The organism is Nonomuraea sp. NPDC051941, from assembly GCF_044593615.1.
In genome coordinates this window covers 93,293-117,659 of sequence record NZ_JBIUCF010000045.1, presented here as the reverse complement: position 1 = coordinate 117,659, position 24,367 = coordinate 93,293, and the positions used below count along the sequence as shown (strand labels likewise).

The 24,367-nt window shown below is 70.4% G+C and carries 23 protein-coding genes; 11 read left to right on the top strand and 12 right to left on the bottom strand.

The genetic code is table 11. The features are described 5' to 3' along the window. Positions 1-247: 247 nt before the first annotated feature. On the top strand, positions 248-511 hold the full coding sequence (locus ACIHFD_RS51015) for a hypothetical protein (RefSeq protein WP_192787646.1): 264 nt from the start codon (positions 248-250) through the stop codon (positions 509-511). Between the two features lie 205 nt (positions 512-716). Then, on the top strand, positions 717-980 hold the full coding sequence (locus ACIHFD_RS51010; protein WP_355208778.1) for a hypothetical protein: 264 nt from the start codon (positions 717-719) through the stop codon (positions 978-980). 247 nt (positions 981-1,227) lie between these two features. Here the strand turns inward: ACIHFD_RS51010 and ACIHFD_RS51005 are convergent, their stop codons facing one another. Beyond that, complete coding sequence (locus ACIHFD_RS51005) at positions 1,228-2,154, bottom strand: adenosine deaminase (RefSeq protein ID WP_350729620.1); 927 nt, start codon at positions 2,152-2,154, stop codon at positions 1,228-1,230. Between the two features lie 88 nt (positions 2,155-2,242). On the opposite strand from ACIHFD_RS51005, the gene ACIHFD_RS51000 reads away from it, so the two are divergent. Continuing rightward, on the top strand, positions 2,243-3,400 hold the full coding sequence (locus ACIHFD_RS51000; RefSeq protein WP_397373069.1) for a PucR family transcriptional regulator: 1,158 nt from the start codon (positions 2,243-2,245) through the stop codon (positions 3,398-3,400). On the opposite strand, the gene ACIHFD_RS50995 is transcribed toward ACIHFD_RS51000, so the two are convergent. Next, the gene (locus ACIHFD_RS50995; RefSeq protein ID WP_397373068.1) at positions 3,356-4,549 is read right to left on the bottom strand and encodes an amidohydrolase family protein; all 1,194 of its coding nucleotides are present in this window, start codon (positions 4,547-4,549) and stop codon (positions 3,356-3,358) included. The genes ACIHFD_RS51000 and ACIHFD_RS50995 overlap by 45 nt on opposite strands. A 220-nt stretch (positions 4,550-4,769) precedes the next feature. On the opposite strand from ACIHFD_RS50995, the gene ACIHFD_RS50990 reads away from it, so the two are divergent. Genes ACIHFD_RS50990 through ACIHFD_RS50975 form a run of 4 tightly spaced genes read left to right on the top strand, consistent with a single transcriptional unit; the run spans position 4,770 to position 8,087 of the window. After that, on the top strand, positions 4,770-5,822 hold the full coding sequence (locus ACIHFD_RS50990) for an ABC transporter substrate-binding protein (protein WP_397373067.1): 1,053 nt from the start codon (positions 4,770-4,772) through the stop codon (positions 5,820-5,822). After that, complete coding sequence (locus tag ACIHFD_RS50985; protein WP_350729627.1) at positions 5,819-6,571, top strand: ABC transporter ATP-binding protein; 753 nt, start codon at positions 5,819-5,821, stop codon at positions 6,569-6,571. The genes ACIHFD_RS50990 and ACIHFD_RS50985 overlap by 4 nt, the downstream gene beginning before the upstream one ends. Beyond that, on the top strand, positions 6,568-7,317 hold the full coding sequence (locus ACIHFD_RS50980; protein ID WP_350729629.1) for an ABC transporter permease subunit: 750 nt from the start codon (positions 6,568-6,570) through the stop codon (positions 7,315-7,317). The genes ACIHFD_RS50985 and ACIHFD_RS50980 overlap by 4 nt, the downstream gene beginning before the upstream one ends. After that, positions 7,314-8,087, top strand: coding sequence for an ABC transporter permease subunit (locus tag ACIHFD_RS50975; protein WP_355208791.1), 774 nt, complete (start codon positions 7,314-7,316; stop codon positions 8,085-8,087). Before ACIHFD_RS50980 ends, ACIHFD_RS50975 begins: the two co-directional genes overlap by 4 nt. A 133-nt stretch (positions 8,088-8,220) precedes the next feature. On the opposite strand, the gene ACIHFD_RS50970 is transcribed toward ACIHFD_RS50975, so the two are convergent. The 3 genes from ACIHFD_RS50970 to ACIHFD_RS50960 form a co-directional block, all read right to left on the bottom strand. Continuing rightward, positions 8,221-8,994, bottom strand: coding sequence for a CAP domain-containing protein (locus ACIHFD_RS50970; RefSeq protein WP_397373065.1), 774 nt, complete (start codon positions 8,992-8,994; stop codon positions 8,221-8,223). A 164-nt stretch (positions 8,995-9,158) separates the two neighbouring features. Then, positions 9,159-10,703: a D-alanyl-D-alanine carboxypeptidase/D-alanyl-D-alanine-endopeptidase gene (dacB, locus tag ACIHFD_RS50965; RefSeq protein ID WP_397373064.1), complete on the bottom strand. Its 1,545-nt coding sequence runs from the start codon at positions 10,701-10,703 to the stop codon at positions 9,159-9,161. A gap of 106 nt (positions 10,704-10,809) precedes the next feature. Further along, positions 10,810-11,361 carry a DUF1707 and FHA domain-containing protein gene (locus ACIHFD_RS50960; RefSeq protein WP_350729636.1) on the bottom strand — a complete coding sequence of 184 codons (552 nt, stop codon included), beginning with the start codon at positions 11,359-11,361 and terminating at the stop codon, positions 10,810-10,812. An 88-nt stretch (positions 11,362-11,449) separates the two neighbouring features. On the opposite strand from ACIHFD_RS50960, the gene ACIHFD_RS50955 reads away from it, so the two are divergent. From ACIHFD_RS50955 to ACIHFD_RS50945, 3 genes are read left to right on the top strand one after another with little or no spacing between them, the layout of a single operon-like run. Continuing rightward, positions 11,450-11,971: a PadR family transcriptional regulator gene (locus ACIHFD_RS50955; protein WP_397373062.1), complete on the top strand. Its 522-nt coding sequence runs from the start codon at positions 11,450-11,452 to the stop codon at positions 11,969-11,971. Then, positions 11,968-12,648 carry an ABC transporter ATP-binding protein gene (locus ACIHFD_RS50950; RefSeq protein WP_350729640.1) on the top strand — a complete coding sequence of 227 codons (681 nt, stop codon included), beginning with the start codon at positions 11,968-11,970 and terminating at the stop codon, positions 12,646-12,648. Before ACIHFD_RS50955 ends, ACIHFD_RS50950 begins: the two co-directional genes overlap by 4 nt. Continuing rightward, complete coding sequence (locus ACIHFD_RS50945) at positions 12,645-15,200, top strand: FtsX-like permease family protein (protein WP_397373061.1); 2,556 nt, start codon at positions 12,645-12,647, stop codon at positions 15,198-15,200. The genes ACIHFD_RS50950 and ACIHFD_RS50945 overlap by 4 nt, the downstream gene beginning before the upstream one ends. On the opposite strand, the gene ACIHFD_RS50940 is transcribed toward ACIHFD_RS50945, so the two are convergent. Both ACIHFD_RS50940 and ACIHFD_RS50935 read right to left on the bottom strand, forming a co-directional pair. Further along, positions 15,160-16,521 carry an MFS transporter gene (locus ACIHFD_RS50940; protein ID WP_397373060.1) on the bottom strand — a complete coding sequence of 454 codons (1,362 nt, stop codon included), beginning with the start codon at positions 16,519-16,521 and terminating at the stop codon, positions 15,160-15,162. The two genes, ACIHFD_RS50945 and ACIHFD_RS50940, sit on opposite strands and share 41 nt — an antisense overlap. A gap of 97 nt (positions 16,522-16,618) precedes the next feature. Beyond that, positions 16,619-17,380: a hypothetical protein gene (locus ACIHFD_RS50935; RefSeq protein WP_357743582.1), complete on the bottom strand. Its 762-nt coding sequence runs from the start codon at positions 17,378-17,380 to the stop codon at positions 16,619-16,621. A gap of 333 nt (positions 17,381-17,713) precedes the next feature. Here ACIHFD_RS50935 and serA point away from each other — a divergent pair, with 333 nt between their 5' ends. Then, positions 17,714-19,303: a phosphoglycerate dehydrogenase gene (gene serA, locus ACIHFD_RS50930; protein ID WP_350729647.1), complete on the top strand. Its 1,590-nt coding sequence runs from the start codon at positions 17,714-17,716 to the stop codon at positions 19,301-19,303. Between the two features lie 351 nt (positions 19,304-19,654). On the opposite strand, the gene ACIHFD_RS50925 is transcribed toward serA, so the two are convergent. The 5 genes from ACIHFD_RS50925 to ACIHFD_RS50905 are packed head-to-tail and all read right to left on the bottom strand — an operon-like array spanning position 19,655 to position 24,327. After that, positions 19,655-20,470 carry a class I SAM-dependent methyltransferase gene (locus tag ACIHFD_RS50925; RefSeq protein WP_397373059.1) on the bottom strand — a complete coding sequence of 272 codons (816 nt, stop codon included), beginning with the start codon at positions 20,468-20,470 and terminating at the stop codon, positions 19,655-19,657. Positions 20,471-20,474: 4 nt separating this feature from the next. Continuing rightward, the gene (locus ACIHFD_RS50920) at positions 20,475-21,326 is read right to left on the bottom strand and encodes an ROK family protein (RefSeq protein WP_397373058.1); all 852 of its coding nucleotides are present in this window, start codon (positions 21,324-21,326) and stop codon (positions 20,475-20,477) included. Next, a complete protein-coding gene (locus ACIHFD_RS50915; RefSeq protein ID WP_363976111.1) occupies positions 21,323-22,507 on the bottom strand; it encodes a sugar ABC transporter permease in 1,185 nt (394 codons plus the stop codon). The genes ACIHFD_RS50920 and ACIHFD_RS50915 overlap by 4 nt, the downstream gene beginning before the upstream one ends. Further along, the gene (locus ACIHFD_RS50910; RefSeq protein WP_397373057.1) at positions 22,504-23,223 is read right to left on the bottom strand and encodes an ATP-binding cassette domain-containing protein; all 720 of its coding nucleotides are present in this window, start codon (positions 23,221-23,223) and stop codon (positions 22,504-22,506) included. The genes ACIHFD_RS50915 and ACIHFD_RS50910 overlap by 4 nt, the downstream gene beginning before the upstream one ends. Continuing rightward, positions 23,224-24,327, bottom strand: a complete 1,104-nt coding sequence (locus ACIHFD_RS50905) for a sugar ABC transporter substrate-binding protein (RefSeq protein ID WP_397373056.1) — start codon at positions 24,325-24,327, stop codon at positions 23,224-23,226. Between the last annotated feature and the right edge of the window lie 40 nt (positions 24,328-24,367).

Below are 24,367 nucleotides of genomic sequence, written 5' to 3'. Positions count from 1 at the left end.
GTATGTACCAGTCTGAGGCTCCGAATGCGCCCGCGCCATGGTCTGTGGCGAGGTGGGAAAAGGTACAGGAGTCACCACGGGGAAGCACTGCCACGTCAAGATCGACGATCTGTATATCGGTTCGGCCATGCGCGCCATTTCGCCAGGTCAAGAGCGAAATTGTGGGCGTTTGTCGAAGTTGGGGGCCGGGGACATTCACTCTCGGCAGCTACGGAGAGTAGTGGACATGTACCAGAGAGGAATCGATATGTACAGACATGGGCTCGTTCTGGCCGGCCTCGTCGCCGGGATGGCTGTGTTCGGCGGCTCCGCGTTCGCGGCCACCACCGGCTTTCCGAAGGACCACGACGACAACAGGAAGATCCTGTTCGTCTGTGGCGACGACAACTACATCGCCGGCGGCGACATCAACAAGAACGAGAACAAGCTGCTGAACATCGAGACCGGCGACATCCTCGGCATCCTCAGCGCCCACAGCGAGGACGACAACCGGAAGTGCACGCTCGCTTAAGCAGTCTCCTCAGCGGTTGAGAAACGTAACCACGGGGCCCGCCTGTCAGGCCGGGCCCCTTGGTCTTGCTCAACCACTCGTCTGTGAGAGAAGCGCCCGCAGGGTCAAAAGTGAAAATTGTGGGCGTTTGTCGCAGTCGAGCGTCGGGGACATCTCCTCCCGACAGCTACGGAGAGTAGTTGAAATGCATCAGAGAGGAATCGACATGTACAGACATGGACTCGTTCTGGCCGGCCTCGTCGCCGGGATGGCCGTGTTCGGCGGCTCCGCGTTCGCGGCCACCACCGGTTTCCCGAAGGACCACGACGACAACAGGAAGATCCTGTTCGTCTGTGGCGACGACAACCTCATCGCCGGCGGCGACATCAACACGAACGAGAACAGCCTGCTGAGCGTCAAGACCGGCGACATCCTCGACATCCTCAGCCGTCACGACGAGAACGACAACCGGAAGTGCACGCTCGCCTAAGTAGTCTCTTCGGCGGTTGAGAAACGTGACCACGGGGCCCGCCCGCAGGGTCGGGCCTCACGGTCTCGCCCAGTCTCGTCTGTGAGAGAGGCCTCGCGCAGGTGGTCGGCCCGCACTTCGAATCCGCGTCCGTCACCCTACGCAGGGCCACTCGGAGGCGGTGGTTGCGAACACCTCGCCAGAACAGCGATGCCGCTACCGGACCTGCTCCTCGGCGGCCGATGCCGAGGGGCAGGTCCCCGTAGTCTCACCCTTCGTACGCGAACGACGCGTCGAAGGAGTTGCGGGCGATCCGGTCGAGCTGCTCGTCCGTCATCCCCAGCTCCCGCTGGAGCGCCGCGTAGTTGTCCTCGACGTAACCGCCGAAGTACGCGGGGTCGTCCGAGTTGACGGTCACGACGAGCCCTTCGTCCAGCATCGCGGGCAGGATGTGGTCACGCAGGGACGGCACGGCGCGCAGCCGTACGTTCGACAGCGGGCACACCGTCAGCGGGATCCGTTCATCCCTGAGCCTGGCCACGAGCTGCGGGTCCTCCATGGCCCTGATCCCGTGGTCCACCCGCTCGACGCGCAGGATGTCCAGCGCCTCCCACACGTAGTCGGGACCGCCCTCCTCGCCCGCGTGCGCCACCCGGTGCAGCCCTTCGGCGGCCGCGATCTCGAAGACCCGCCTGAACAGCGACGGCGGGTAGCCCACCTCCGCCGAGTCCAGCCCCACCCCGATGAACGACTCCCGGTACGGCAGCGCCGCCCGCAGCACCTGCTCGGCCTCGTCCGCCCCCTGGTCACGCAGGAAACACAGGATCAGCGCGGCCGACACGTCGCCGTCCTTCAGGGCCGCGGACAGCCCGCCGAACACCACCTCCAGCGGCACGCCCCGGCTCAGGTGCGCCTGCGGGTCGAAGAAGATCTCCGCGTGCCGCACGCCCTGCTCCTTGGCCCGTCGCAGGTAGGCGGCGGCGAGGTCGTAGAAGTCCTCCTCGGTGCGCAGGACCGCCATGTGCTCGTAGTAGAGGTCCAGGAAGGACTGCAGGTCGGTGAAGGAGTAGCGGGAGCGGATGGCGTCCACGTCGAAGGTCGGCAGGTCGATCCGGTTACGCCGGGCCAGCTCGACGACGAGCTCTGGCTCGAGGGTGCCTTCGATGTGCAGATGGAGCTCTGCTTTGGGACGCATGACCACGAGTAAACCCGACACCGCGAGGTCGGAGTATCGTGCGAACCTCTGAACTCTTGGGTTTTGAGCTGGCATAACATCAGATTTCATGAGGCTGTCGGACCTGCTCGCGCGCGACGACCTGCGGCTGACGCTTGTGACGGGTCACGAGGAGGTCGACCGCGAGATCCGGCGCGCGTACCCGACGGACCTGCCCGACCCCCGACGCTACCTGCAGTCCGGCGACCTCGTGCTCACCAGCGGCGTCTGGTACGGCGAGCCGGCCGACTGCGAGCGGTTCGCCGACGCGCTGTGGGCCACCGACGCCGCCGGCCTGGTCGTGGGGCTGATCGTGCTGGGAGAGCTGCCCGAGGAGCTGGTCAAGGCGTGCGAACGGCGCCGGCTGCCGCTGCTCCTGGCCGCTCCCGACCAGTCGTTCGGCGTGATCACGCAGGTCGTGACGGCCGAGGGGTTCGCGGCCGAGCAGCGCAGGGCCGAACGGGTGAGGGCGCAGACGCTGCTCGACGTACTGGGTCACATCCCGCCGGGCGAGGTCTCCGCGCACTTGCGACTGCTCGGCGCCGACCCGGGCCTGCCGACCGCTGCCATGGCGGTCACGCGGACGGGACCGGTGAATGACGATCACGACCTGCCCGAGGTCCTGCACGAGGGCCTGGCCAGGAGGGGCCGGCACCTGATCGTCGGCGGCACCTCGCAGGAGGCGATCGTGCTGGTCAACGGCCGGGCGTCGCGCAAGAGCCTGGCCGACGAGCTGCGCGGCCTGGTGGCGGAGCGCCCCGGGCTGAGCATCGCCGCCGGGATCAGCGAGATGGCGGCCAGCGTGTCGCAGCTCGGCGAGGCGCTGGAGACGGCCAGGCGGGGCATGGAGTCCGCGCGGGGCGGCCCGGGGCCGGTGTCGATCATGTCGGTGGCCGACATCGACAGCTTCGACCTGCTGATGGCCGCGTTGCCGGCCAGCGTGCGCCGGTCCTTCCGCGATCACCTGCTGGGGCCGGTGGAGGAGTACGACGCGCGGCACGGCTCCGAGCTGCTTCGCACTCTCGACATCTTCCTGGAGACGTGCGGTTCCTGGCAGCGCACCGCCGACGAGCTGTATGTGCACGTCAACACGTTGCGCTACCGCATGCAGCGGATCGAGGAGCTGACCGGGCGGCGCATGTCGTCGATGCGCGACCGTACCGACCTCTACCTGGCGCTGCGGTCAGGGAGAGACGGGCAGGCGGCCCGCGACGACGCGGCCCCGTGAGACCACGGCCACGATGTTCTCCGTGGCCAGGTCCTCGATGCGCTCCCACGGACGCCCGCGCAGTACGACGAAGTCGGCGCCCAGCCCCGGCGCGATCCGCCCCACGGGCATGCCGATCGAGTCGGCCGCGTCGGAGGTGGCCGCGCGCAGCGCGGACCCGGCGTCCATGCCGAGCACCCGCGTCATGTGGACGACCTCGGCGAACTGGTCGCCGAACTGCACGTGGTGGCCGTTGGCGTCGGTGCCGAGCACGAACCGCACGCCCAGCGCGGCGGCCTGGGCCAGCAGCACGTCGCGGCGGACGATCAGCTCGGCGGCCTTGGCGCTGGCCTCGGGCGTGACGGGGACGCGGCCCTCGGCGATGGCCTCGTTGATCAGCAGCGTCGGCGCGACCGGCGTGCCCCGGGCGGCCAGCGTCTCGGCCAGGTCCTTGCTCATGAGCGTGCCGTGCTCGATCGAGTCGACACCCTCCTCGACGGCCACGCGGATGCCGTCCTCGGAGTGGGCGTGCGAGGCCACCAGCATGCCGAGCGCGTGTGCCTCGTCCACGACCGCCCTGATCTCGTCGCGGGTGTAGTTGCGCCAGGCGTTCTTGTCGCCGATCGACAGCACGCCGCCGCTGGTCGTGAGCTTGATGCCGTCCATGCCGGCGCGGGCCCAGGCGCGTACGAGCTTGCGGCACTCGTCGGGGCCGTCCGCCGTGGGCTTGCGCACGGGGAACGCGGGCGGCACGAACAGGTCATTGTGCCCGGCCGTCATCCCCACCACGCCGTGCACCTGGACGCGCGGCCCGGGCAGCACCCCGGCGTCGAACACCCGGCGCAGCGCGATCTGAGCCTCGTCGCCCGCCAGGTCGCGCAGGGTCGTCACGCCGTGCCGCATGGCCCGCTGGGCGTGGGCGGCGCCGTGCAGCACCTGCTCGTCCCGGGTGGTCACCAGCGGCCAGGTCGCGAAGTCCGGCGGGTCGCCGGGGCCCGCGTAGCCGACCAGGTGCACGTGCGTGTCCACCAGGCCCGGGAGCACGCACAGGCCGTCATGGCCGGGCAGGGCGTCCGGCTGCACGCTGATGATCCGGTCCGGCTCCCAGCTCAGATCGACTGGGCCGCGATATTCGGTACCGTCCCAAAGGGGGATTCCGTCGAGTCTCATTTCAGGCTCGACGCTACCGGAGCCGCCGGGTGGCTGGAGGGATCTACGGTCCTCGGATGGTGCTCTCGTAGGGACCTACAGGGCTCGCCAGCGGTTTTCCCGCATTCTCCCTGCGTGACGGCTTCCGGTGCCCGGGCGTCCAAAACCACCGTCACACGATGGTAATAATCAATGGATACGGTCCTGACCTGCACGTTCACCCGCCGCTCAAGGATGAATTATGGCTATTTCCCTCGATCGCCGCGCGTTCCTGCGGACAACAGGTCTGGCCGGTCTGGCGCTCGGCCTGGCCGCCTGCGGCGAGACCACGGCCGCCGGCGGCGGCGGAGCAACGAGCGGGCTGGGCTCGGTCAAGCTCCAGCTCTCCTGGAAGAAGAACGTCGAGTTCGCCGGCGAGTACTTCGCGGACACCAAGGGTTACTTCAAGGCCGCCGGGTTCTCGCAGGTCGAGCTCCTGTCGGGCGGCGGCTCCGGCACCTCGGTCGAGTCGGGCCTGGCCACGGGCCGCTGCTGGGCGGGCCTGTCCGCGCCCACGATCACCGCCCCGGCCGTCCTGCAGGGCGCCCAGCTGAAGATCGTCGGCGCGACCTTCCAGAAGAACCCGTTCGCGATCGTCTCGCTCAACAAGAACCCGATCAAGGACGCCAAGGACCTCGTCGGCAAGAAGATCGGCGTCCAGGACTCCAACGAGCTGGTCTGGAACGCGCTGCTCAAGGCCAACAACCTCGACCCGTCGAGCGTGACCCGCGTGCCGTTCCAGTCGGACCCCTCGATGCTCACCTCCGGGCAGCTCGACGGTTACGTCGGCTACGTCACCAGCGGTCCCGTACGCCTGCGGATGCAGGGCCACGACCCCGCCTACCTGCTGTTCGCCGACGCCGGCCTGCCGCTGGTCGCCGAGACGTTCACGGTGACGCAGGAGACGATCGACAAGGAGCGCGACAAGCTCAAGGCGTTCCTGACCGCCGAGATCAAGGGCTGGAGGGACGCCGTCGCCGACCCGGCCAAGTCCGCGGAGCTGGCCGCCACCGTCTACGGCAAGGACCAGAACCTCGACGTCAAGGAGCAGACCGAGGAGGCCAAGATGCAGAACGAGCTCGTGGTCACCCCCGACGTCAAGGCCAACGGCCTGTTCACGATGACGCCGGAGCTGATCGAGCAGAACATCGCCTCGCTCGCCAAGGCCGGCCTGACCATCAAGGCCGAGCAGCTCTTCGACCTGACGATCCTGGACGAGATCTACAAGGCTGACCCGAGCCTGAAGCTGTCATGACGGGGATCAGCATCGCGGGGCTGAGCAAGTCCTTCGGCAAGGGAGTGACCGCGCTGCAGGGCGTCGACATCCAGACGCCGAAGGGCTCGTTCCTGTCGCTGCTCGGTCCCTCCGGCTGCGGCAAGTCCACGGTGCTGCGCATCCTCGCCGGGCTGGAGGAGCCCACGTCGGGCGAGATCCGGGTGAACGGCGAGACGCCCGAGGAGCTGCGCAGGAGCCACCACCTCGGCATCGCCTTCCAGGACTCCGCACTGCTGCCCTGGCGCAGCGTCGCGGCCAACATCCGGCTGCCGCTGGAGGTCGCCGGGCTCAAGCCGGAGCCCGGCGTGATCGAGGACCTGATCAAGCTGGTCGGGCTGGAGGGGTTCGAGAAGGCCCGGCCCGCCGAGCTGTCCGGCGGCATGCGGCAGCGCGTGTCCATCGCCCGCGCGCTCGTGGTCAAGCCCAGCGTGCTGCTGCTCGACGAGCCGTTCGGCGCGCTGGACGACATGACCAGGCAGCGGCTCAACCTGGAGCTGCTGCGCATCTGGACCGAGAAGCCCGCCACGACGCTCATGGTCACCCACGGCATCGGCGAGGCCATCTTCCTCTCGGACGTGGTCGCCGTCATGAGCCCGCGCCCGGGGCGGGTCATCGAGATGGTGGAGATCGGGCTGCCCCGGCCCCGCACCCCCGAGATGATGCGTACGCCCGAGTTCCACGCGATCCACGACCACCTCAGCGACCTGCTGTTCGGGCACGGCGCATGAGGCGCGTCCAAGGGCTGCTCGGCGTCGTCGCGCTCGTCGCGCTGTGGTGGCTGCTCGCCGTCACCGTGTTCGCCGGCGGCGGCGCGGTGCCCACCCCGTGGGCGGTGCTGGCCGCCATGGGCGCCGACGGCTGGGCCTTCTACGGCCCGAACGTCTCGGCCACGCTCGGCGCGGCGGTCCAGGGCTTCCTGTGGGGCAACGGGCTGGCCATCGGCGTGGCGCTGCTGGTGCTGCTCGTGCCCCGGCTGGAGGCCGTCGCCACCCAGCTCGCCGTCATCAGCTACTGCATCCCGCTGCTCGCCATCGGCCCCATCGTGCTGGTGGTCTTCGGCGGCGACGCCACCGTGGTATTCCTCGCCGCCATCTCCGTCTTCTTCACCACGCTCATCGGCGCCCTGCTCGGGCTGCGCTCGGCCGACCGGGCCAGCCTGGACGTCGTCACCGTGTACGGTGGCGGCCGGCTGGCCAGGCTCCGCTACGTGCAGATCATCTCCGCCCTGCCCAGCACGTTCGCGGGCCTGAAGATCTCCGCACCCTCCGCGCTGCTCGGCGCGATCATCGGCGAGTACCTCGGCAGCAACGACTCCGGGCTGGGCGTCTCCCTGATGATCTCCCAGCAGCAGTTCCAGGTGCCGCGCACGTGGGGGCTCGCGCTCGTGTCCGGGCTGATCGCCGGGCTCGGGTACGCGATCGTCGCCCTCCTCGCCCGCGTGGTCACCCCCTGGTCGAGAGGCGAGTCACAGTGATCGGCCGCACCGTGCTGAGGATCGTCGGGCCGCTGGTTCCTTCCGTGGTCATCGTCGTGGCCGCGTGGTGGGTGGCTCTGGAGGCGTTCGGGATCAGCCCGCTCGTCGGCAAGCGCCCGCCGCAGGTCTGGGAGTACCTGACCTCGTCGGCCGCCCACCGCGAGGCCGTGTTCGGCGCGCTGGGCATCACGATCAGGGACGCGGCCATCGGGTTCGCCACCGGGATGATCGCCGCCATGGTCGTGGCGGTCGCGTTCGTGCTGTTCAGGACCGTCGAGCAGACGTTCATGCCGGTCGCGATGCTGCTGCGGTCGGTGCCGCTCGTGGTGATGACGCCGCTGATCACCCTGATCTTCGGCCGCGACCTGCTGGGCGTGGCCGTGATCGGCGGCATCGTGGTCTTCTTCCCCGCGCTGGTGAACATCGCCTTCGGGCTGCGCTCCGCCTCGCCGCAGGCCACCGACCTGATCATGGCGTACGGCGGGACGCGCCTGACCGTCCTGCGCAAGGTGGCCGTGCCGACCGCGATGCCCTCCGTCTTCGCCTCGGCCCGGATCTCCGTGCCCGCCTCGATCATCGGGGCGCTCATCGCGGAGTGGCTGGCCACCGGGCGGGGGATCGGCGCCGAGATCCTGCGGGCGATCGGCGGCTTCCGCTACGACGAGGTGTGGGCGGACATCGTGGTGGTCACCGCCGTGTCGATCCTGGCGTACGCGGTCGTCGGCGTGGTCGAGTCGCTGGTCCTGGCCCGCTTCTCCGACCGCTCGTAAGCGGGGAGTTTGCGGGCCCGGCCGCGGTCCTGTGTGCGGGGGAGACGCGGCCGGACCCGCTCGGAAGGGAGCGCGTGGGCGTGCGGTGGGATACCGGCGGGTGTGGCCGGTGGAGGCCCGACGCTCCCGTGGCTCAGTGGGTGGCGAGGACCTGGGTCCAGGTTGGTCCCTTGGCGTTGTGCCCGACACCGATGTGGGTGAAGGAGCAGTTGAGGATGTTGGCCCGGTTTCCTGAGCTCTTGAGCCAGCCGCTCATCACGGAGGCCGCGGTGGGCTGGCCCATGGCGATGTTCTCGGCGGCTGAGCTGAAGGAGAAACCGGCGGCCCTGATGCGCCGGTCGAACGTGCGGCCGTCGCGTGAGTCGTGCGAGAAGTAGTTGTTCTCCCCCATGTCGGCCGAATGGCGTTCGGCGGCAAGGTGCAGCCTGGGGTCGTGGACGAGGGGGCGGCAGCCCTTCTTCGCCCTGGCCCTGTTCGTGATCTTGACGACCTCCGTCTCGATCGAGGACGCGAAGCCGCCGCCCGACGCGCACGACAGCCTCAGCGGGCGCGACCGGCTGCTGCGCCCCTTCGAGTCGACCGCGACCACGTAGTAGCTGCGCGGGGTGGGGGAGCACCGCACGCCTGCGGTGATCCGTCCGGTGCCGACCGTCTTCGAGCCGCTCTTGAGGACCCGGTCGGGGCCCGGCGCGACGACCTGGATGCGTACCCTGAGCCGGGCCTGGTCGGTGCAGCCCGTCCTGGTTGCGGTGCCCTGGACCACGCCCCTGGTCGCGACCGGCTTGGCCGCGACCACGCGGCACGCCTGCGCCGAGGCGGCCTGGGTGACCGCCTGCGCGGGGGTCGCGGGGAAACTCAACGCCGCCAGACTCCCGAGGCAGATGAGTGCCTGGAGCTGTCCGCGCATTCTTTCCTCCGGTGCAGGGCTCGACATTGCGTCGAACCCGAATTCTGGCGCTCCCAGGTCGGCTATGTACGGAAATTTTAAACCTAACCTGGAGCTCCAACTGGATTCCGGTAAACCACAGCGGCCCCCTGAGCGTCAGAGGGCCGCGTGGTTTCAGGTGCCGGCTAGCACTGCACGGGCTTCAGCCAGGAGCATTCGAGATCTCCCGCCTCGCCCTGCTCCGTGGCGCGGAGCTGCGTGGCGTCGGCGGTCGCGGTGGCGCGCGTGAACTGGGCGAGCCGGATGGCGATCTTGTCCTCGATGTCCTTGGGGGAGCCGGACAGGTACTGGTTCAGCATGATCGAGAAGATCAGCGGCTCACCCTCGGCGCTCGTGACGTACCCGGACAGCGAGGTCACCCCCGTCAGCGAGCCCGTCTTGGCGTGGACGTTGTTCGCGGCCGGCGTGTTCCGCATCCGGCTGCGCAGGGTGCCGCCCACGAAGCGCTCGGCGTTGCCCGCGATGGGCAGGGACTCGTACCAGGTGGTGAACCAGGGCTTGCTCCGCACCGCCGTCAGCAGCTGCACGATCGAGCCCGGCGAGAAGCCGTCGCGGCGCGACAGGCCGGAGCCGTCCCGCATGTTGATCACCTGCACCCCGTTCGCCTTGGCGAAGTCGGTGCTGACCTTGAGCCCGGCCGACCACGTGCCCTGGTTCGCGACCTTGCGGCCCATGGCCTTGGTGAGGATCTCGGCGTGGATGTTGTTGCTCAGCTTCAGGAACGGGACCAGCAGCTCGCCCAGCGTCATCGACTGGTGCCCGGCCAGCTCCTTGGCCTCGGCCGGGGCCGCGCCCGTGACGGTCGGCCCGAGCACCTTGACGCCGTGCTTGGTCAGCGACGTGCGGAACAGCGACGCGACGTACGCCGTGGGGTCGTCCACGGCCACCCACTCCTGGTACGGGTCCTTCACCGTGCCGGTGATCACGACGGTGCGGCTGTTGTGCTGCCGCTCGATGAGCACGTCGGTCTCCGAGCCCACCGTGGCCTTGTTGACGATCTTCAGGTAGCCGGTCTCCGGGGTGGTGGACACCTTGACCTTGTCGCCGTCAGCGGCCACGGAGACGATCACCGAGCCGGCGTCGTAGTCCCTGTCGGGCGAGGCGGTCAGCGCGGAGATGGGCGCCGCGTAGTAGGCGGTCTCGTCGTCCCACGACCAGTCGTTGCCGAGCCGCTGCGAGTCGAACCAGGTGTCGTCGGTCACCAGCTTGCCCGTCACGACCTTAACGCCCGCGGCGGCGACCTTGGCGGCCAGCGCGTCGTAGTCGTCGGCCAGCATGGTCGGGTCGCCGGTCCCGCGCAGCACCAGGTCCCCGGCCAGCAGCGACCCGGCCTTGCGGCCCGAGGAGAGCACGGTGGTGGAGAAGCGGTAGTCGAGCCCGAGGGTCTCGGCGGCCGCGGCGGAGGTGAACAGCTTGGTGTTGGAGGCGGGGGTCAGGAGCTTGCCCGCGTCCGTGGCGTACAGCTCCTCGCCGGTGGCGGCGCTCTTGACGACCACGCCCGCTCTGGCGATCGTGAGCCGGGAGTCGCTGAGGATCTTGTTGATGTCCTGGTTGAGGTCCGCCACGCCGGCGGAGGGCTCCAGGGCGACGGCTGGGGAGGAGGGGCTGGACGCCCACGCGAGGGCCGCGACGAGCGTGCCCGCGACGAGGGATGCTGAGGTGCGCCGCATGGGGGGTCTCCAAATGAATGGGGAATCGCCATGCCAGCGTGGATCACCGCAAGCCAGCTGTAATCCGCAAATATCCGTATTTGTCGGGCGACTCTGGGCGGACGCGTCAGAAGGACGGCTGGCCCGAGCTCACCATGAAACCGCAGTCGCCGAACGAGATCTCGTCACCCGACCGCACCCGCGCCGGCCCCACCAGCCGCCACCCGTTGAGCCGGGTGCCGTTGAGCGAGCCGAGGTCCACCAGCATCCACTCGCCGTCGTCCTCGCGGCGCAGCTCGGCGTGGACGCGGGAGACGGTTAAGTCCGACAGGACGAGGTCGCACGCCGACCCGCGCCCCACCACGTAACGCAGCCGGTCGTCGTCGGGCAGCGCCAGCTTGGGCAGCCGGGGCCGCCGCCACGCGGACTGCACCCGGGTGGTGAACTCGGAGACCGACGCGACGGCGTCGGTCAGCCGCTGCCTGATCGTCGGCTTGCGCGGCAGGTCCGCGACCAGCTTGTCGAGCTCGTGCCGGTTCTGCGCGCGCAGCGCCTGGTCAACCCGGCCTACGAACGTGTCGTGGGAGATCCGGCCCTCCACGGCCTGGTCCCTGAGCTCCCCGATCGCGCGGTCGCGTTCCCCGTCTGATGCGCGAAAAGGCGGCTGCGTCGAGCTCATGTAGCGAGTATCGGACCGAAGGGCGCTCGCTGTCCAGAAAACACGGATCGCTTGCGATGGGCATACTCAGTATGCATACTCAGTATCCATGTCGATAAGACACGGACTGCTCGCGTTGCTGAGCAGCGGACCGCGTTACGGCTATCAGCTCAGGGTTGAGTTCGAGTCGTCCACAGGGGCGACCTGGCCGCTGAACATCGGCCAGGTCTATACGACGCTCTCCCGGCTTGAGCGCGATGGCCTGGTGGCCCCAGGGGGAGCCGACGAGCAGGGCCGCGCGGTCTACACGATCACCGAGGCCGGCCGGGAGGAGCTGGAGCGATGGTTCAGCACCCCCGTCGCCCAGTCCGACCGGCCTCGGGACGAGCTGGCCATCAAGATCGCGATGGCCGTGGCCGGTGGCCTGGACGTGGCCGAGGTCATCCAGACCCAGCGCGTGGCCACCATGCGCGGGCTGCAGGAGCTGACCCGGGCCAAACGGGCCGCGGCAGGTGGGTTCGCACAGCGGCTGGTCCTCGACTCGCTGATTTTCAAGGCCGAGGCGGAGCAGCGCTGGCTGGACCACTGCGAGGCCGTTTCCAAGCAGATGTCCAAGGAGCAAGAGCGATGACTGTGGTGAGTTTGCGGGACGTGACCCGCGAGCACGGCCAGGTGCAGGCCCTGAAGGGCGTGAGCCTGGAGGTGGCGGCGGGGGAGCTGGTCGCGGTCATGGGCCCGTCGGGCTCGGGCAAGTCGACTTTGCTCAACGTGGCGGGCGGTCTCGACCGGCCCACCTCGGGGACCGTGACCATCGAGGGCGAGGACCTGACCAGGGTGAAGGACCTGGCCGCGCTCAGGCGCACCAGCGTCGGGTACGTCTTCCAGGACCTGAACCTGATCCCGTCCCTGACGGCCGCCGAGAACGTGATGCTGCCGAGGGAGCTCGACGGCGTGCGCTCCGGGACCGCCCGCGAGGAGGCGCTGGCCGTGCTCGCCGAGGTGGGGGCCGGGGAGGTCGCCGGCCGTTTCCCCGAGGAGCTGTCCGGCGGGCAGCGCCAGCGTGTGGCCATCGCCAGGGCGCTGGTCGGCGAGCGGCGGCTGCTGCTGGCCGATGAGCCGACCGGCGCGCTCGACACCGCCACCGGGGACGAGATCCTGCAGCTGCTGCGCACCCGTTGCGACGCCGGCGCGGCGGTCCTGCTGGTCACCCACGAACCGCGCTACGCGGGCTGGGCCGACCGGGTGGTCTACCTGCGTGACGGCGCCATCGTGGAGTCGAGCGCCGTGCGGCTGGAGAGCGCCCGATGAGCGCGTTCCGCGCCGCGCTGCGCATCTCCCGCAGGGACGCCCTGCGTTTCAAGGGCCGGACCGCGCTGATCATGGTGATGATCGGCCTGCCCGTCCTGGTCATCACGGCGGTGCTCACCGGCGCGGCCACCACAAGCATCACCAGCCGCGACAAGCTGGAGGCGACGTTGGGGGCGGCCGACGCCCGCATCGCCACGACCCCGTTCCGCACCCCGGTCGAGCAGAGCGCGGACGGGGAGATCACCAATGGGCGCCAATCGGAGCGTCCCGAGCAACCGTGGACGCCCGCCGAGATCGGCACCCTGCTCCAGGGCCGCCTGCTCCGCTACCAGGCGAACGTCGTGGAGGCCCGCCTGGCGGACGGCTACAGCCGGGTCGACGCGTTCGAGGCCGATCTGCGCGACCCCTTGACCAGGGGGATGCGCCGCCTGGTCGAGGGCAGGTTCGCCGCCGCACCCGGTGAGGTCGCCGTGTCCCCCGCGCTGATCGACAGCGGTGTCCGGGTCGGCGACACGATCAAGACGTGGCGGCCGGACCGCACCGTGCGGGTGGTCGGGGTCGCCGAGCACCCGAACCGGCCCGGCCTGCGCGAGATGCTCGCCCTGCCGGAAGGGCTGCTCCCGCACCAGAACGACGGCAACGACAGCGGCTGGCTCATCGACACCGCCGCCCCCGTCCAGCAGCCGGACGTGCAGAGGCTCAACAAGGTGGGCCTGGGCGTCAAGTCCCGGTTCCTGATCGAGCGCTCCGGCGCCGGCGACTCCGGGCCCCGGGACCTGCACGGGCTGGTCGAGCTGGGTGTCGGCGTCGTGCTCATCGTGACCGAGACCGTCCTGCTCGCGGGCCCCGCCTTCGCCGTCGGGCTGCGCCGCAGGCGCAGGGAGCTCGCCGTGATCGCCGCGCAGGGCGGCTCCGCGCGGCACCTCAAGACCATCGTGCTGGCCGACGGCCTGGTGCTCGGCGGCGCGGCGGCCCTGCTGGGCGCCGCCCTGGGCATCGGCGCCGGGCTGCTGGGGGAGTGGCTCGCGGCCCGCTGGCTGGACTGGACGCACGGTCCGGCGGACGTGCCCTGGGCGCAGGTGCTCGGCGTGGCCGCGCTGGGCGTGGTGAGCGCGCTGACCGCGGCGATCGTGCCCGCGATCCAGGCGAGCCGGCAGAGCCCCGTGCACGTGCTCGCCGGGCGTGCCGCCGTGGACACGTCCGGCCGTGCGGGCCGTCCCGTGCTCGGGGCCGTGCTGGTGCTGCTCGGGCTGGCCGCGACGGGGGTCGCCCTGCACCGGGGCCTGCTGTCGGTCGCGCTGGCCTCGATGCCGGTGGTGTTCGGGCTGGTCGCGCTGATGCCGTGGCTGGTCCAGGCCACGGGGCGGCTCGCCGGGCGGCTGCCGCTCCCGCTGCGCCTGTCCGTGCGCGACGCCTCCCGCCACCGCGTCCGTACGGCCTCCGCCATCGCCGCGGTCATGGCGGCCACGATGGGAGCCGTCACGCTGGGCATCGGCCTCAACAGCGAATATGTCGACCAGGAGGCGAGACGCAACTCGATCGTCCCCGCGGACACCATGGTGATCCGTGCCTGGAAGGCGGACGATCAGGGGTGGGCGCGGGTGCGGGAGCTCGTGCAGCAGAAGCTGCCGGGGGCGAGCCTGGTCAACGGGCTGAACGTGATGGACGCGCGGGGCGAGCCTCTCAGTCTGAGCGTCGCCATGCCGGAGGACTGCCCGTCCCCGTGCGACCCCCGCGACCATGACTACGGCTCCGCGGAGGTGGCCGACGAGGAGGTGCTCGCCTTCCTCCAGAAACGCAGGGATCCGCAGGCGGCGGCGGCACTGGCGGCGGGCAAGGCCGTGGCGTTCAGCCCGGGCGCCGTGCGCGACGGCGTGATCAGGATCGGGGTCGAGGACTGGGACGGGAAGCCGGTCACGACCCTCCGGGTTCCCGCCGTGGCGGCGACGCCGGCCGACGTCGGTCAGACAGGCGTGCTGATCCCGCCGTCCGTGCTGACCCAGGCGGGACTCAAGGTGTCGCAGCGGACCTTCTACGCGGCGTACACAGATATCGACGATCAGCGGCTGACCACGGAGATCAGGGTCCTTGTCGGAGATCAGGCCTACGCCCTCACGGAGCGGGGCAACGCCGAGAGCCGCTTCTTCACCCTGATGATCCTGCTCGTGGCCGCGCTGGTCCTGGTGCTCGGCGGCACGTTCGCCGCCACCGGGCTGGCCGCCGCCGACATGCGCCCGGACCTCGACACCCTGTCCGCGGTCGGCGGGACGGCGCGGGTCCGCAGGCTCGTGGTGGCGGCCCAGGCCGCCTACATCTCCGGCCTCGGCGCCCTGGTGGGCCTGGCGGCGGGCACCGTCAGCGGCATCGCGCTGACCTGGCCGCTGACCCGGAGGGTTTACGGGACCATGGAGCTCTTCAACCCGGGAACCACGACGATCGCCGTCCCCTGGCTCTTCCTGGCCGGGGTCGTGGTGGGGCTGCCCCTGCTGGCGGCGCTGATGGCGGGGTCGTTCACGCGGACGCGTCTGGTGCCGGCGCGCCGGGTGGCGTGAGGCGGTACTTCAGCGTCATCAGCACCGACAGGAAGATGATCAGTGCCGGGACCGCGGTCTGCCCGATCAGGACCGCGGTCACCGCGCTGTCCGGCTGCTCGACCGGCCTGCTCGGCTCGGACTCGATGAAGCCGCCGATCGACAGGATCACCCCGAAGATCAGCGCGCCGAACGCGCTGACGCCGCTCTCGATGGCCGTCCACAGCCCCGTCAGCACGCCCGCCCGCCGCTTGCCGGTCTCGGCCGCGTCCGCCGCGATCACGTCCGCCAGCATCGAGAACTGCAGCAGCTGCACCCCCGCGTAGCCGACGCCGACCACCAGGATCGTCACGTGCGCCCACGCGATGCCGAGGACCGGCGTGGCCAGGGCAGCCGTCGTGCCGCCGGCGTACAGGAGCGCCGCCAGGATCATCGCGCCCCGCTTGTCGAAGCGCTTGGCCAGGCGCACCCACAGCGGCATCGTCAGCAGGATCGGGCCGACCAGCGCGGCGAAGAGCGTCTGCGTGGCCTTCGGCGAGCCGAGCGTGTACGCGGCGAAGTACGGCGCGGCGGCCAGCATCATGCTCACGGCGAGCATCTGCGTGCAGGCCAGCATGGTCAGCCACAGGAACGGCCGGTTGCCCTTGATCGCGGCGAACTGCTCGCGCCACCCTCCCCGGTCCGCCTCCGGCGCGCCGGTCATGGGCGCGCGGGCCGTGCCGAAGAAGGAGCCCAGCATGGCGAGGAGCAGGATGACCGCGATCACCGTGGCCATCAGCCGGTAGCTGTCCAGCGTGCCGTGCTCGCCCTGGCTCGTGACGATGGCCGGGGCGAGCACGCCGCTGACCGCGGTGGCCGCGCCGATGAAGATCATGCGCCACTGCAGCAGCGAGGTGCGCTCGTGGTAGTCGTGGGTCATCTCGCCGGGCATCGCCTTGTACGGCACCTCGAACAGCGCGTACGCCGTCGCCGTCACGAGGAAGCACACCCCCACGTAGAGCGCGGCGGGCACGCCCGTCAGCGGCGGCCCCGCGAACACCAGGAAGAACGCGATCGGCAGCGTGCAGGCGCCCGCCAGCAGCCAGGGCCGCCGGGGGCCCAGCCGCGACCGGGTCCGGTCCGACCAGCGGCCGATCAGCGGGTTGACGATCAGGTCCCAGACCTTGGGCGCGGTCACCACGACCCCGGCCAGCCAGGCGGGCACGGCCAGGAAATTGGTCATGTAGTACAGCAGGAGCAGGCCGGGCACGGTGCTGACCGTGGCCGTGCAGAAGGACCCGACGCCGTAGCCGAGGCGCACGCCCCTGGAGACCGTGGACGAGCGCACCGCCGGTGTGATCATTTACTCATTGAACCCGAGCGAGGGCTTGTTCGGGAGGGCCCACTTTTTCCCATGCCGCGGGGCCCGGTCACCCGGGCCCCGCGCCATATGGCTCGCGTCAGTCGATGACGTTCGCGCACACCACGTGCGCGCCGATCTCGATCATCCGTTGCTCGCTGCGCGCGTCCGCCACCCTCGCCATGAGGATCGGCGCACCGGAGGCCGCGAACTGCGGCAGCCGGGCGCGTACCAGGCGGTGCAGGTCGCGTACGACGTCCTCGGCGGCCGACATGTGCACCTTCACGTGCAGCATGATCCCCGGAGCCCCGGACGCCGTGCGCGCCTCGGAGATCCAGACGTGGTGCACCAGCGGGAAGTCCATGAGCAGCAGCCCGATGGCCTGCCGCAGCGCGGGCAGGATCGGATGCGCGCACCGCCGGTAGCCGGGGTCCACCTGCTGCATGGGCCCCGACAGGTGCGGCCGGGGCGCGGGCACCCACGGCAGCGTCGGCGCCTGCGGAGTCGGAGGTGCCACCTGGGCCAGCGCGGCGCCGCGTGACACGGTCGCCATCGCCCCCGTCGCGTACGCGGCCGGCACCGCCCCCGAGAGGACGGGCATCGGCCCCGAACGCGACGAGGACATGAAGCGCTGGAGGTCGTCGATGGGCACGGCCGCGGCGGCTGGTCCGGCCGCGTCGATGACGATCTCCCGCACGCCGGTGACGCGCTGGATGTCCAGGATGGTGTCGGCGTCGCACGCCGATAGGGAATGACTGCCGCGGTGCCTGGCATAGGTGACAGAGCCGGTGTAACCGAGCAACACCCGGTCTCCGGCCTGGGTCGTCCCGAGGACGACCGAGCGGTCTGACCGCACTGCCACCAGGACTCCACCGTCGGCGAGAGCGCTCAGCAGGCGATGCGGAGTGCCATGCTGAGCGAGCGCGTCGGCAAGCGCAGGATTCCCGATGCTCATAAGACGAACCCTAGGTACTCGGCCACGGCTTATCAGGCTAATGGCGAATAAATCTCCCGATCAAGACAAAGATGTGAGCGGAGTGGATGAGTTTCTTCCTCCGGGGGTAGAGCGGAGCTGTCTCACATCGTGGGTGCCTCGTGAACGCGTTCACAAGCGCCGGATAGAATCTGTGGGACCGTCGGGGGATCCGTGGACGTGTCCCCCGAATGCCCGCCGTGCCGTTAAGGATCCACACCAGTGAACAAGCCCGTCGTTCTGGTCGCAGAGGAGCTGTCCGAGGCTGGCCTCGCCGTACTCGGCGCTGATTTCGAGGTCCGCCACACCGACGGCGCCGACCGTTCCCAGCTGCTGCCCGCCCTCGCCGGGGTGGACGCCCTGATCGTGCGCTCCGCCACGCAGGTCGACGCCGAGGCCATCGCCGCGGCGCCGAAGCTGCGCGTGGTCGCCCGCGCCGGCGTCGGCCTCGACAACGTCGACGTCGAAGCCGCCACCAAGGCCGGTGTCATGGTCGTCAACGCGCCGACCTCCAACATCACCAGCGCCGCCGAGCAGACCCTCGCGCTCATCCTGGCCAGCGCGCGCAACACGGCCCAGGCCCACGCCGCGCTGAAGAACGGGGAGTGGAAGCGCTCCAAGTACACCGGTGTCGAGCTCGACGAGAAGGTCATCGGCATCCTCGGTCTGGGCAAGATCGGGCAGCTCGTGGCCCAGCGGCTGCAGCCGTTCGGCGTCGAGCTGATCGCCTACGACCCCTACCTGCCGCCGGCTCGCGCCGCGCAGATGGGCGTCAAGCTCCTCAGCCTCGAAGAGGTGCTCAAGCAGGCCGACTTCATCACCGTCCACCTGCCCAAGTCCAAGGAGACCCTCGGTCTCATCGGCGACAGGGAGCTGCACCAGGTCAAGCCGTCGGTGCGCATCATCAACGTCGCCCGCGGCGGCATCGTGGACGAGGGCGCCCTCTACTCGGCGATCAAGGAGGGGCGCGTCGCGGGAGCGGGCCTCGACGTGTTCTCCAAGGAGCCGTGCACCGACAGCCCCCTGTTCGAGCTCGACCAGGTCGTCGTCACGCCGCACCTCGGCGCTTCCACGCACGAGGCCCAGGAGAAGGCCGGCACCCAGGTCGCGCGGAGCGTGAAGCTGGCGCTCGCGGGCGAGTTCGTGCCGGACGCGGTCAACGTCCAGGGTGGCGTGGTGGCCGAGGAGGTCAAGCCGGGCCTGCCGCTGGCCGAGAAGCTCGGCCGCGTCTTCACCGCGCTGGCCGGCGAGGTGGCCACCAAGCTCGACGTCGAGGTGCGCGGCGAGATCGCCTCCGAGGACGTGCGGGTGATCGAGCTGGCCGCCCTCAAGGGCGTGTTCACCGACGTGATCGAGGAGCAGGTCACGTACGTCAACGCGCCGCTGCTGGCCAAGGACCGCGGTCTCAACGTGGAGCTGGTGACCAGCTCGGAGAGCCCCGACTGGCGCAACGTGGTGACCGTGCGCGGCGTGCTCGCCGACGGCCGCCAGGTCTCGGTGTCCGGCACGCTCTCCGGCCCGCGCCAGATCACGAAGATCGTCGAGGTCAACGGCTACGAGATGGAGATCGAGCCGACGGCCCACCTGGCGTTCTTCACCTACACCGACCGTCCCGGCATCGTCGGCGTGGTCGGCCGCCTCCTCGGCGAGCACAGCGTCAACATCGCCTCGATGCAGGTGGCCCGCTCCACCAAGGGCGGCAACGCGCTCATCGCGCTGACCGTCGACTCGGCGATCCCGGCCGACGTGATCGACCAGATCGGGAACGAGATCGGCGCCGAGAGCGGCCGCTCCGTGGACCTGGAGGGCTGAGCCTCCTTCCCGGCCTGAAGGCCGCCACCCGGTTCCGGGTGGCGGCCTTTGTTGTCTCAGCATGCAAGATACTAGGACATCCAATGAGATTGCTGGGGTAGTGTTGCTGGTAATGCGCCAGGTGCTCGTACTTATTACCTGCCGCGGCGGGGCCTGTTAGGGCAGGTCGACGACTCGCCGCGGAGCGTCGTGGTGTCGGCCAATAAGTCCCATTCGTCCGCCGAACGGCTCGCGAAATGAGATGAGTCACATGTACGAGATGTATGCCTGGAACCGTGCCGAGGAGCATGAGGACGAGGCCGCGCAGGCCCTGCAGACCGCCCTGGACCGCAGGGACAACGGCGGCGCCCCTCAGAACCCGAGCCGGTAGAACACCGCCGCCCGCTTCACCCCCGGCAGCAGCCCGGCGATCCGGGCCGCGACCCGGTGCGGCGTCGGCAGGCGGTCGAACCCCTCGATGTCGAACGCGCTCACCGCGCTCAGGCAACGCAACCTCGGATGGATCGCCAGCAGCTCGCCCGGCCCGTCGATGCCCCAGACCAGGTGGGCGTCCGCCTTGCGCACCGGCCTGTTGAGCTTCTGCGTCTTGAGCCCGAGCGGGCTCACCGCGTCGAAGACGAACTGGCCGCCGGGGAAGCGGTCGACGATCGCCCTGATGAGGGCCCGGCCCTCGCCGGGGTCGAGATAGTAGAGCAGGCCCTCGGCCACGACCAGCACAGCGGCGTGGCCCGGGACCTGCTCCAGCCACTTCAGCTCGGTGACCGACGAGCCGATCAGGCGGTAGCCGGGCCGCTCGGGGAACAGGCGCCGCCGCAGCTCGATCACGTCGGGGTAGTCCACGTCGTACCAGCGGACGCTGGGCGGCGGGTCCAGCCGGTGGACGCGGGTGTCGAGGCCGCAGCCCAGGTGGAGCACGGTGGCCTCGGGATGGGTGGCCAGGAACCCGGCCGCCCACCGGTCGATGAACCGCGCCCTGATCGCGACCGAGACGGCCAGGCCGGCGTTCATCCCGGTCTCGGTGAAGTCGTGGTCGATGCGTTCGACCGCCTCGGCGGCCAGGTCGTCGCCGAGGATCGGATCCGGGGACCGCGCGTCCAGCGCCCGCCCGTACAGGGTGGCGAGCAGGGTGGCCTTCTCCCCGGTGAGATGCACCTGCTCCAGTGCCATACCCCTACGCTACCGCCGCGCGGGCCAGCGCCAGCGCGCCCAGCAGGGGCGCGTCGTCCGCGAAGCGGGCCGGGCGCACCTCCGGCGGGAACGGCACCGCACGGCCGACCTCGGCCGCCAGCCTCGGCAGGATCAGCTCCGCCGCGCCCATCATGCCGCCGCCGATCACCAGGCGCTCGGGATCGAGGACCACGCACAGGTTCGCCACGCTCATGGCCAGCGTCCGCAGCGCCTCGTCCACCAGCTCCCGCGCGTGACCCCCGCCCAGGAGCTCGGCCGCCGTGACGGGGCGGCCCAGGAGGGCGGTGCCGCGGGCGGCCAGCGCGCCGCCCGCGACGCGCTCCTCCAGGGGCACCCGGCCGTCGGCGAAGGCGGGCTCGCCCGGCGTCACCTGGAGGTAGCCGATCTCGCCTGCCGCGCCGTGGGCGCCCGGCACCACCCGGCCGTCCACCACCAGGGCCGCCGCCAGGCCGGTGCCCAGGTTCAGGTAGACGCCCGTGGAGACCCCGCGCAGAGCGCCCCAGCGCAGCTCCGCGGCGGCCGCCGCGTTCACGTCGTTGTCGATGGACACCGGAGTGGCGCCGTACGCCTCCTGGAGCAGCCTCGGCAGTTCGAGGCCCTCCCAGCCGGGGACGTTCGGGGCGAGCCGTACCACGCCATCGCGGATCACCCCGCACGTCGAGAAGCCCACCGCGGCGGGCGCGCCGTCCAGGGCCCGGGCCGCCGCGAGCGCCCGCGCGAGCGTGTCAGGCCCGGTGTCCAGGCGGACGTGGGCGGACAGCGCGGGGCCGTCGGCCGTGGACACCCCGATGGCCACCTTCGTCCCGCCCACGTCGATGCCCAGGACCCGGGTCACCGGGCGGCGCCCCTGCGGGCGAGCGAGTCGATGGCCACGGCCAGCGCCAGCACCGCGGCGGTCACCATGAACCGCACCGAGGAGTCCACGCTGAGCAGGTACATGCCGTTGGAGATGGCCTGGATGACCAGGACGCCGAGCAGCGCGTCGTAGGCCCGGCCGCGCCCGCCGAACAGCGAGGTGCCGCCGATGACCGCGGTGGCGATCGCCATGAGGAGGATGTCGCTGCCGCCCGAGCCCTGGTTGACGGCCGACAGGCGGCTGGCGGCGAGGATGCCCCCGGCCGCCGCCAGCGTGGAGGCCAGCATGAACGCGAGGATCCTGATCCTGGTGACGTTGATGCCGGCGCGCCTGGCGGCCTCGGCGTTGCCGCCGACGGCGTACAGGTGCCGCCCGAACGTGGTGTGCCTCAGCATGAGGTCGAGCAGCACCACCAGCGCCCCGAAGATGATCAGCAGGAGCGGCACGCCGCGGTCCGCCGACATGACGATCACCGCCGCGGCGAGCAGCACCGCCAGCCCGCCCGCCTTGGCCAGCGACCACCACAGCGGCGTCACCGGCAGCCCGGCCGCCAGCCGCAGCCTCCTGACCGCGAGCGACGCGCCCGCCGACACGGCCACCAGGGCCGCCGCGACCGTCCACGCGAGCCAGCCCGGCAGCCAGGTGTCGCTCAGCTTGGAGATGAACCCGGTGAACGGCAGGTTGATCGTCCCGCCCTGCCGCAGCAGGTAGAGCAGCAGGCCGAGCCAGCCCATCAGCCCGGCCAGCGTCACGACGAACGACGGCATCCGCAGCTTGGTCAGCATCAGGCCGTGCAGGAACCCGATCGCCGCGCCGACGGCGAGCGCCAGGAGGATGGCGAGCAGCGGGTTCCAGCCCTGCTTGACGTGGACGATCGTCATGATCGTGGCGCACAGGCCGCTGACCGAGCCCGCCGACAGGTCGATCTCGCCGAGCAGCAGCACCATGATGATGCCGAGCGCGATCGTGCCGGTGGCGGCCATCTGGAGCACGAGGTTGGTGAGGTTCTCGGGGGACAGGAAGCGGTCGTTGAGCGTGCTGAACACGATCGCGATCGCGATCAGCCCGCCGACCACCGGCCACGCGCCGACGTCCCCCTGGCGCAGCCGCTCGACGGCGACCTTCGGCGTGTACGGGCTGCGTACCAGCGTGTCGGTCATGTCCCCGCCCCCGTGATCGCGGCCACGATCTCCTCCTGGGAGGCGGTGGCCGTGGTGAACTCACCGGCGTTGCGGCCCAGCCGCAGCACCACCACGCGGTCGCTCACCGCGCGTACGTCGGCGAGGTTGTGCGAGATGACCAGCACCGCGAGCCCGCGCTCGCGCAGCCGCCCGATCAGCGCCAGCACCTGCGCCGTCTGCTCGACCCCCAGGGCCGCCGTGGGCTCGTCGAGGATGACCAGCCGCGGCTCGCCGATGAGCGCCCTGGCGATGGACACCGACTGCCGCTGGCCACCGGACAGCATGGCGACCGGCACCCTGATGTCCCTGATGCGCACGTCGAGCTGGCCGAGGAGGTCGCGGGTCGCGCGTTCCATGGCGATGTGGCGCAGCAGCGAGCCGCGGCGGCGCTCGGTGCCCAGGAAGAGGTTGGCCACGACGTCGAGGTTCTCGCAGAGCGCGAGGTCCTGGTAGACGGTCGAGACGCCGAGGGCCTGCGCGTCGTGCGGGTTGGCGATCCTGACCGGCGAGCCGTCCACGGTGATCGTGCCGGCGTCCGGCGTCACGACCCCCGAGATGGCCTTGACCAGCGTGGACTTGCCCGCGCCGTTGTCGCCCATGAGGGCCACGACCTCGCCGGGGCGCAGGTCCAGGCGGGCCCCGTCGAGCGCCTGGACCGCCCCGTACCGTTTGGAGATGTCTGTCGCCGAGAGCATCTACTCGATGCCCTGCTTCTCGCAGGCGGCCTTGACCTCGCCCGTGCAGAGCTGGGCGGCGGTGTAGAAGCCGTCCTTCACGATCGTGTCCTTGACCTTGTCGGCCGTGACGGGGATGGGGTCGAGAAGGAAGGCCGGGATGTCGGCCGCGCCGTTGTTGACCTTGGCGGGAGCGGTGGGCTGCTCGCCCTTGGCGACGGCGACGGCGAGCTCGGCGGACTTCTCCGCCTCCGCCCTGATGTTCAGATATATGGTCATGTACTGCTCGCCGGTGAGGATGCGCTGGACGGCGGCCAGCTCGGCGTCCTGGCCGGTGATCGGCGGGAGCTGCTTGTAGCCCGCGCGTTTCATGGCCGCGATCGCGCCGCCCGCCATGCCGTCGTTCGCGGACAGCACACCGGTGATGGTGTCCTTGCCCAGCGCGGTGATGGCCTGCTCCATCTCCTGCTGCGCCTTGTCGGGGCTCCAGTCCGGCGTGTCGAACTCCCTGCCGACCTTCACCTTCCCGTCCAGCACGCTCTTGGCGCCCTTCTTGTAGTCGGCCGAGCTGGGGTCGGTGGGGGAGCCGTGGATCATCACGATCTGGCCCTTCGCCGCCGTGCCCCTGGCGGTCATGGCGTCGAGCAGGGCCTGGCCCTGCATCTCGCCCACCCGTACGTTGTTGAACGAGACGTAGTACGCGTAGTCGAGCCCCGAGATCAGCCGGTCGTAGGCGATGACCGGGACCTTCTTCTGCTTGGCCTGGTTCACCAGGGGAGCCACGGCGTTGGCGTCCACGGCGTCGAGCACGAGCACGTCGGCCTGCTGGGTGAGCGCGGCCTCGACCTGTTGCTGCTGCTTGGGGGCGTCCTGCTCGGCGTTGCTGTAGAGAATCTTGCAGTCGGGGCAGAGCGACTTGACCTTCGCCTCGAACAGCGGGCGGTCGAATGCCTCGTATCGGGTGGTCTTGGACTCGGGCAGGAACAGCGCGATCGTCTTGCCGCCCTGGTTCTGCGTGGTCGTGGTGGTGGCGCCGGTGCCGTTTCCGGTACTGTTCCCGGCGTTTCCGCAGGCGGCGGCCAGGAGGACCGCCGCGACAGGGATTGATCGCCATGCTCGGTGCATCGCACTTCGTCCTTCCGGATGTGCCGCCCCTGTGCTTGGT

Bases quoted from the DNA above. Each gene is read 5' to 3' on its own strand.
- ACIHFD_RS51015 (WP_192787646.1), top strand. From the start codon at position 248: ATGTACAGACATGGGCTCGTTCTGGCCGGCCTCGTCGCCGGGATGGCT.
- ACIHFD_RS51010 (WP_355208778.1), top strand. From the start codon at position 717: ATGTACAGACATGGACTCGTTCTGGCCGGCCTCGTCGCCGGGATGGCC.
- ACIHFD_RS51005 (WP_350729620.1), bottom strand. From the start codon at position 2,154: ATGCGTCCCAAAGCAGAGCTCCATCTGCACATCGAAGGCACCCTCGAG.
- ACIHFD_RS51000 (WP_397373069.1), top strand. From the start codon at position 2,243: ATGAGGCTGTCGGACCTGCTCGCGCGCGACGACCTGCGGCTGACGCTT.
- ACIHFD_RS50995 (WP_397373068.1), bottom strand. From the start codon at position 4,549: ATGAGACTCGACGGAATCCCCCTTTGGGACGGTACCGAATATCGCGGC.
- ACIHFD_RS50990 (WP_397373067.1), top strand. From the start codon at position 4,770: ATGGCTATTTCCCTCGATCGCCGCGCGTTCCTGCGGACAACAGGTCTG.
- ACIHFD_RS50985 (WP_350729627.1), top strand. From the start codon at position 5,819: ATGACGGGGATCAGCATCGCGGGGCTGAGCAAGTCCTTCGGCAAGGGA.
- ACIHFD_RS50980 (WP_350729629.1), top strand. From the start codon at position 6,568: ATGAGGCGCGTCCAAGGGCTGCTCGGCGTCGTCGCGCTCGTCGCGCTG.
- ACIHFD_RS50970 (WP_397373065.1), bottom strand. From the start codon at position 8,994: ATGCGCGGACAGCTCCAGGCACTCATCTGCCTCGGGAGTCTGGCGGCG.
- dacB (WP_397373064.1), bottom strand. From the start codon at position 10,703: ATGCGGCGCACCTCAGCATCCCTCGTCGCGGGCACGCTCGTCGCGGCC.
- ACIHFD_RS50960 (WP_350729636.1), bottom strand. From the start codon at position 11,361: ATGAGCTCGACGCAGCCGCCTTTTCGCGCATCAGACGGGGAACGCGAC.
- ACIHFD_RS50955 (WP_397373062.1), top strand. From the start codon at position 11,450: ATGTCGATAAGACACGGACTGCTCGCGTTGCTGAGCAGCGGACCGCGT.
- ACIHFD_RS50950 (WP_350729640.1), top strand. From the start codon at position 11,968: ATGACTGTGGTGAGTTTGCGGGACGTGACCCGCGAGCACGGCCAGGTG.
- ACIHFD_RS50945 (WP_397373061.1), top strand. From the start codon at position 12,645: ATGAGCGCGTTCCGCGCCGCGCTGCGCATCTCCCGCAGGGACGCCCTG.
- ACIHFD_RS50940 (WP_397373060.1), bottom strand. From the start codon at position 16,521: ATGATCACACCGGCGGTGCGCTCGTCCACGGTCTCCAGGGGCGTGCGC.
- ACIHFD_RS50925 (WP_397373059.1), bottom strand. From the start codon at position 20,470: ATGGCACTGGAGCAGGTGCATCTCACCGGGGAGAAGGCCACCCTGCTC.
- ACIHFD_RS50915 (WP_363976111.1), bottom strand. From the start codon at position 22,507: ATGACCGACACGCTGGTACGCAGCCCGTACACGCCGAAGGTCGCCGTC.
- ACIHFD_RS50910 (WP_397373057.1), bottom strand. From the start codon at position 23,223: ATGCTCTCGGCGACAGACATCTCCAAACGGTACGGGGCGGTCCAGGCG.
- ACIHFD_RS50905 (WP_397373056.1), bottom strand. From the start codon at position 24,327: ATGCACCGAGCATGGCGATCAATCCCTGTCGCGGCGGTCCTCCTGGCC.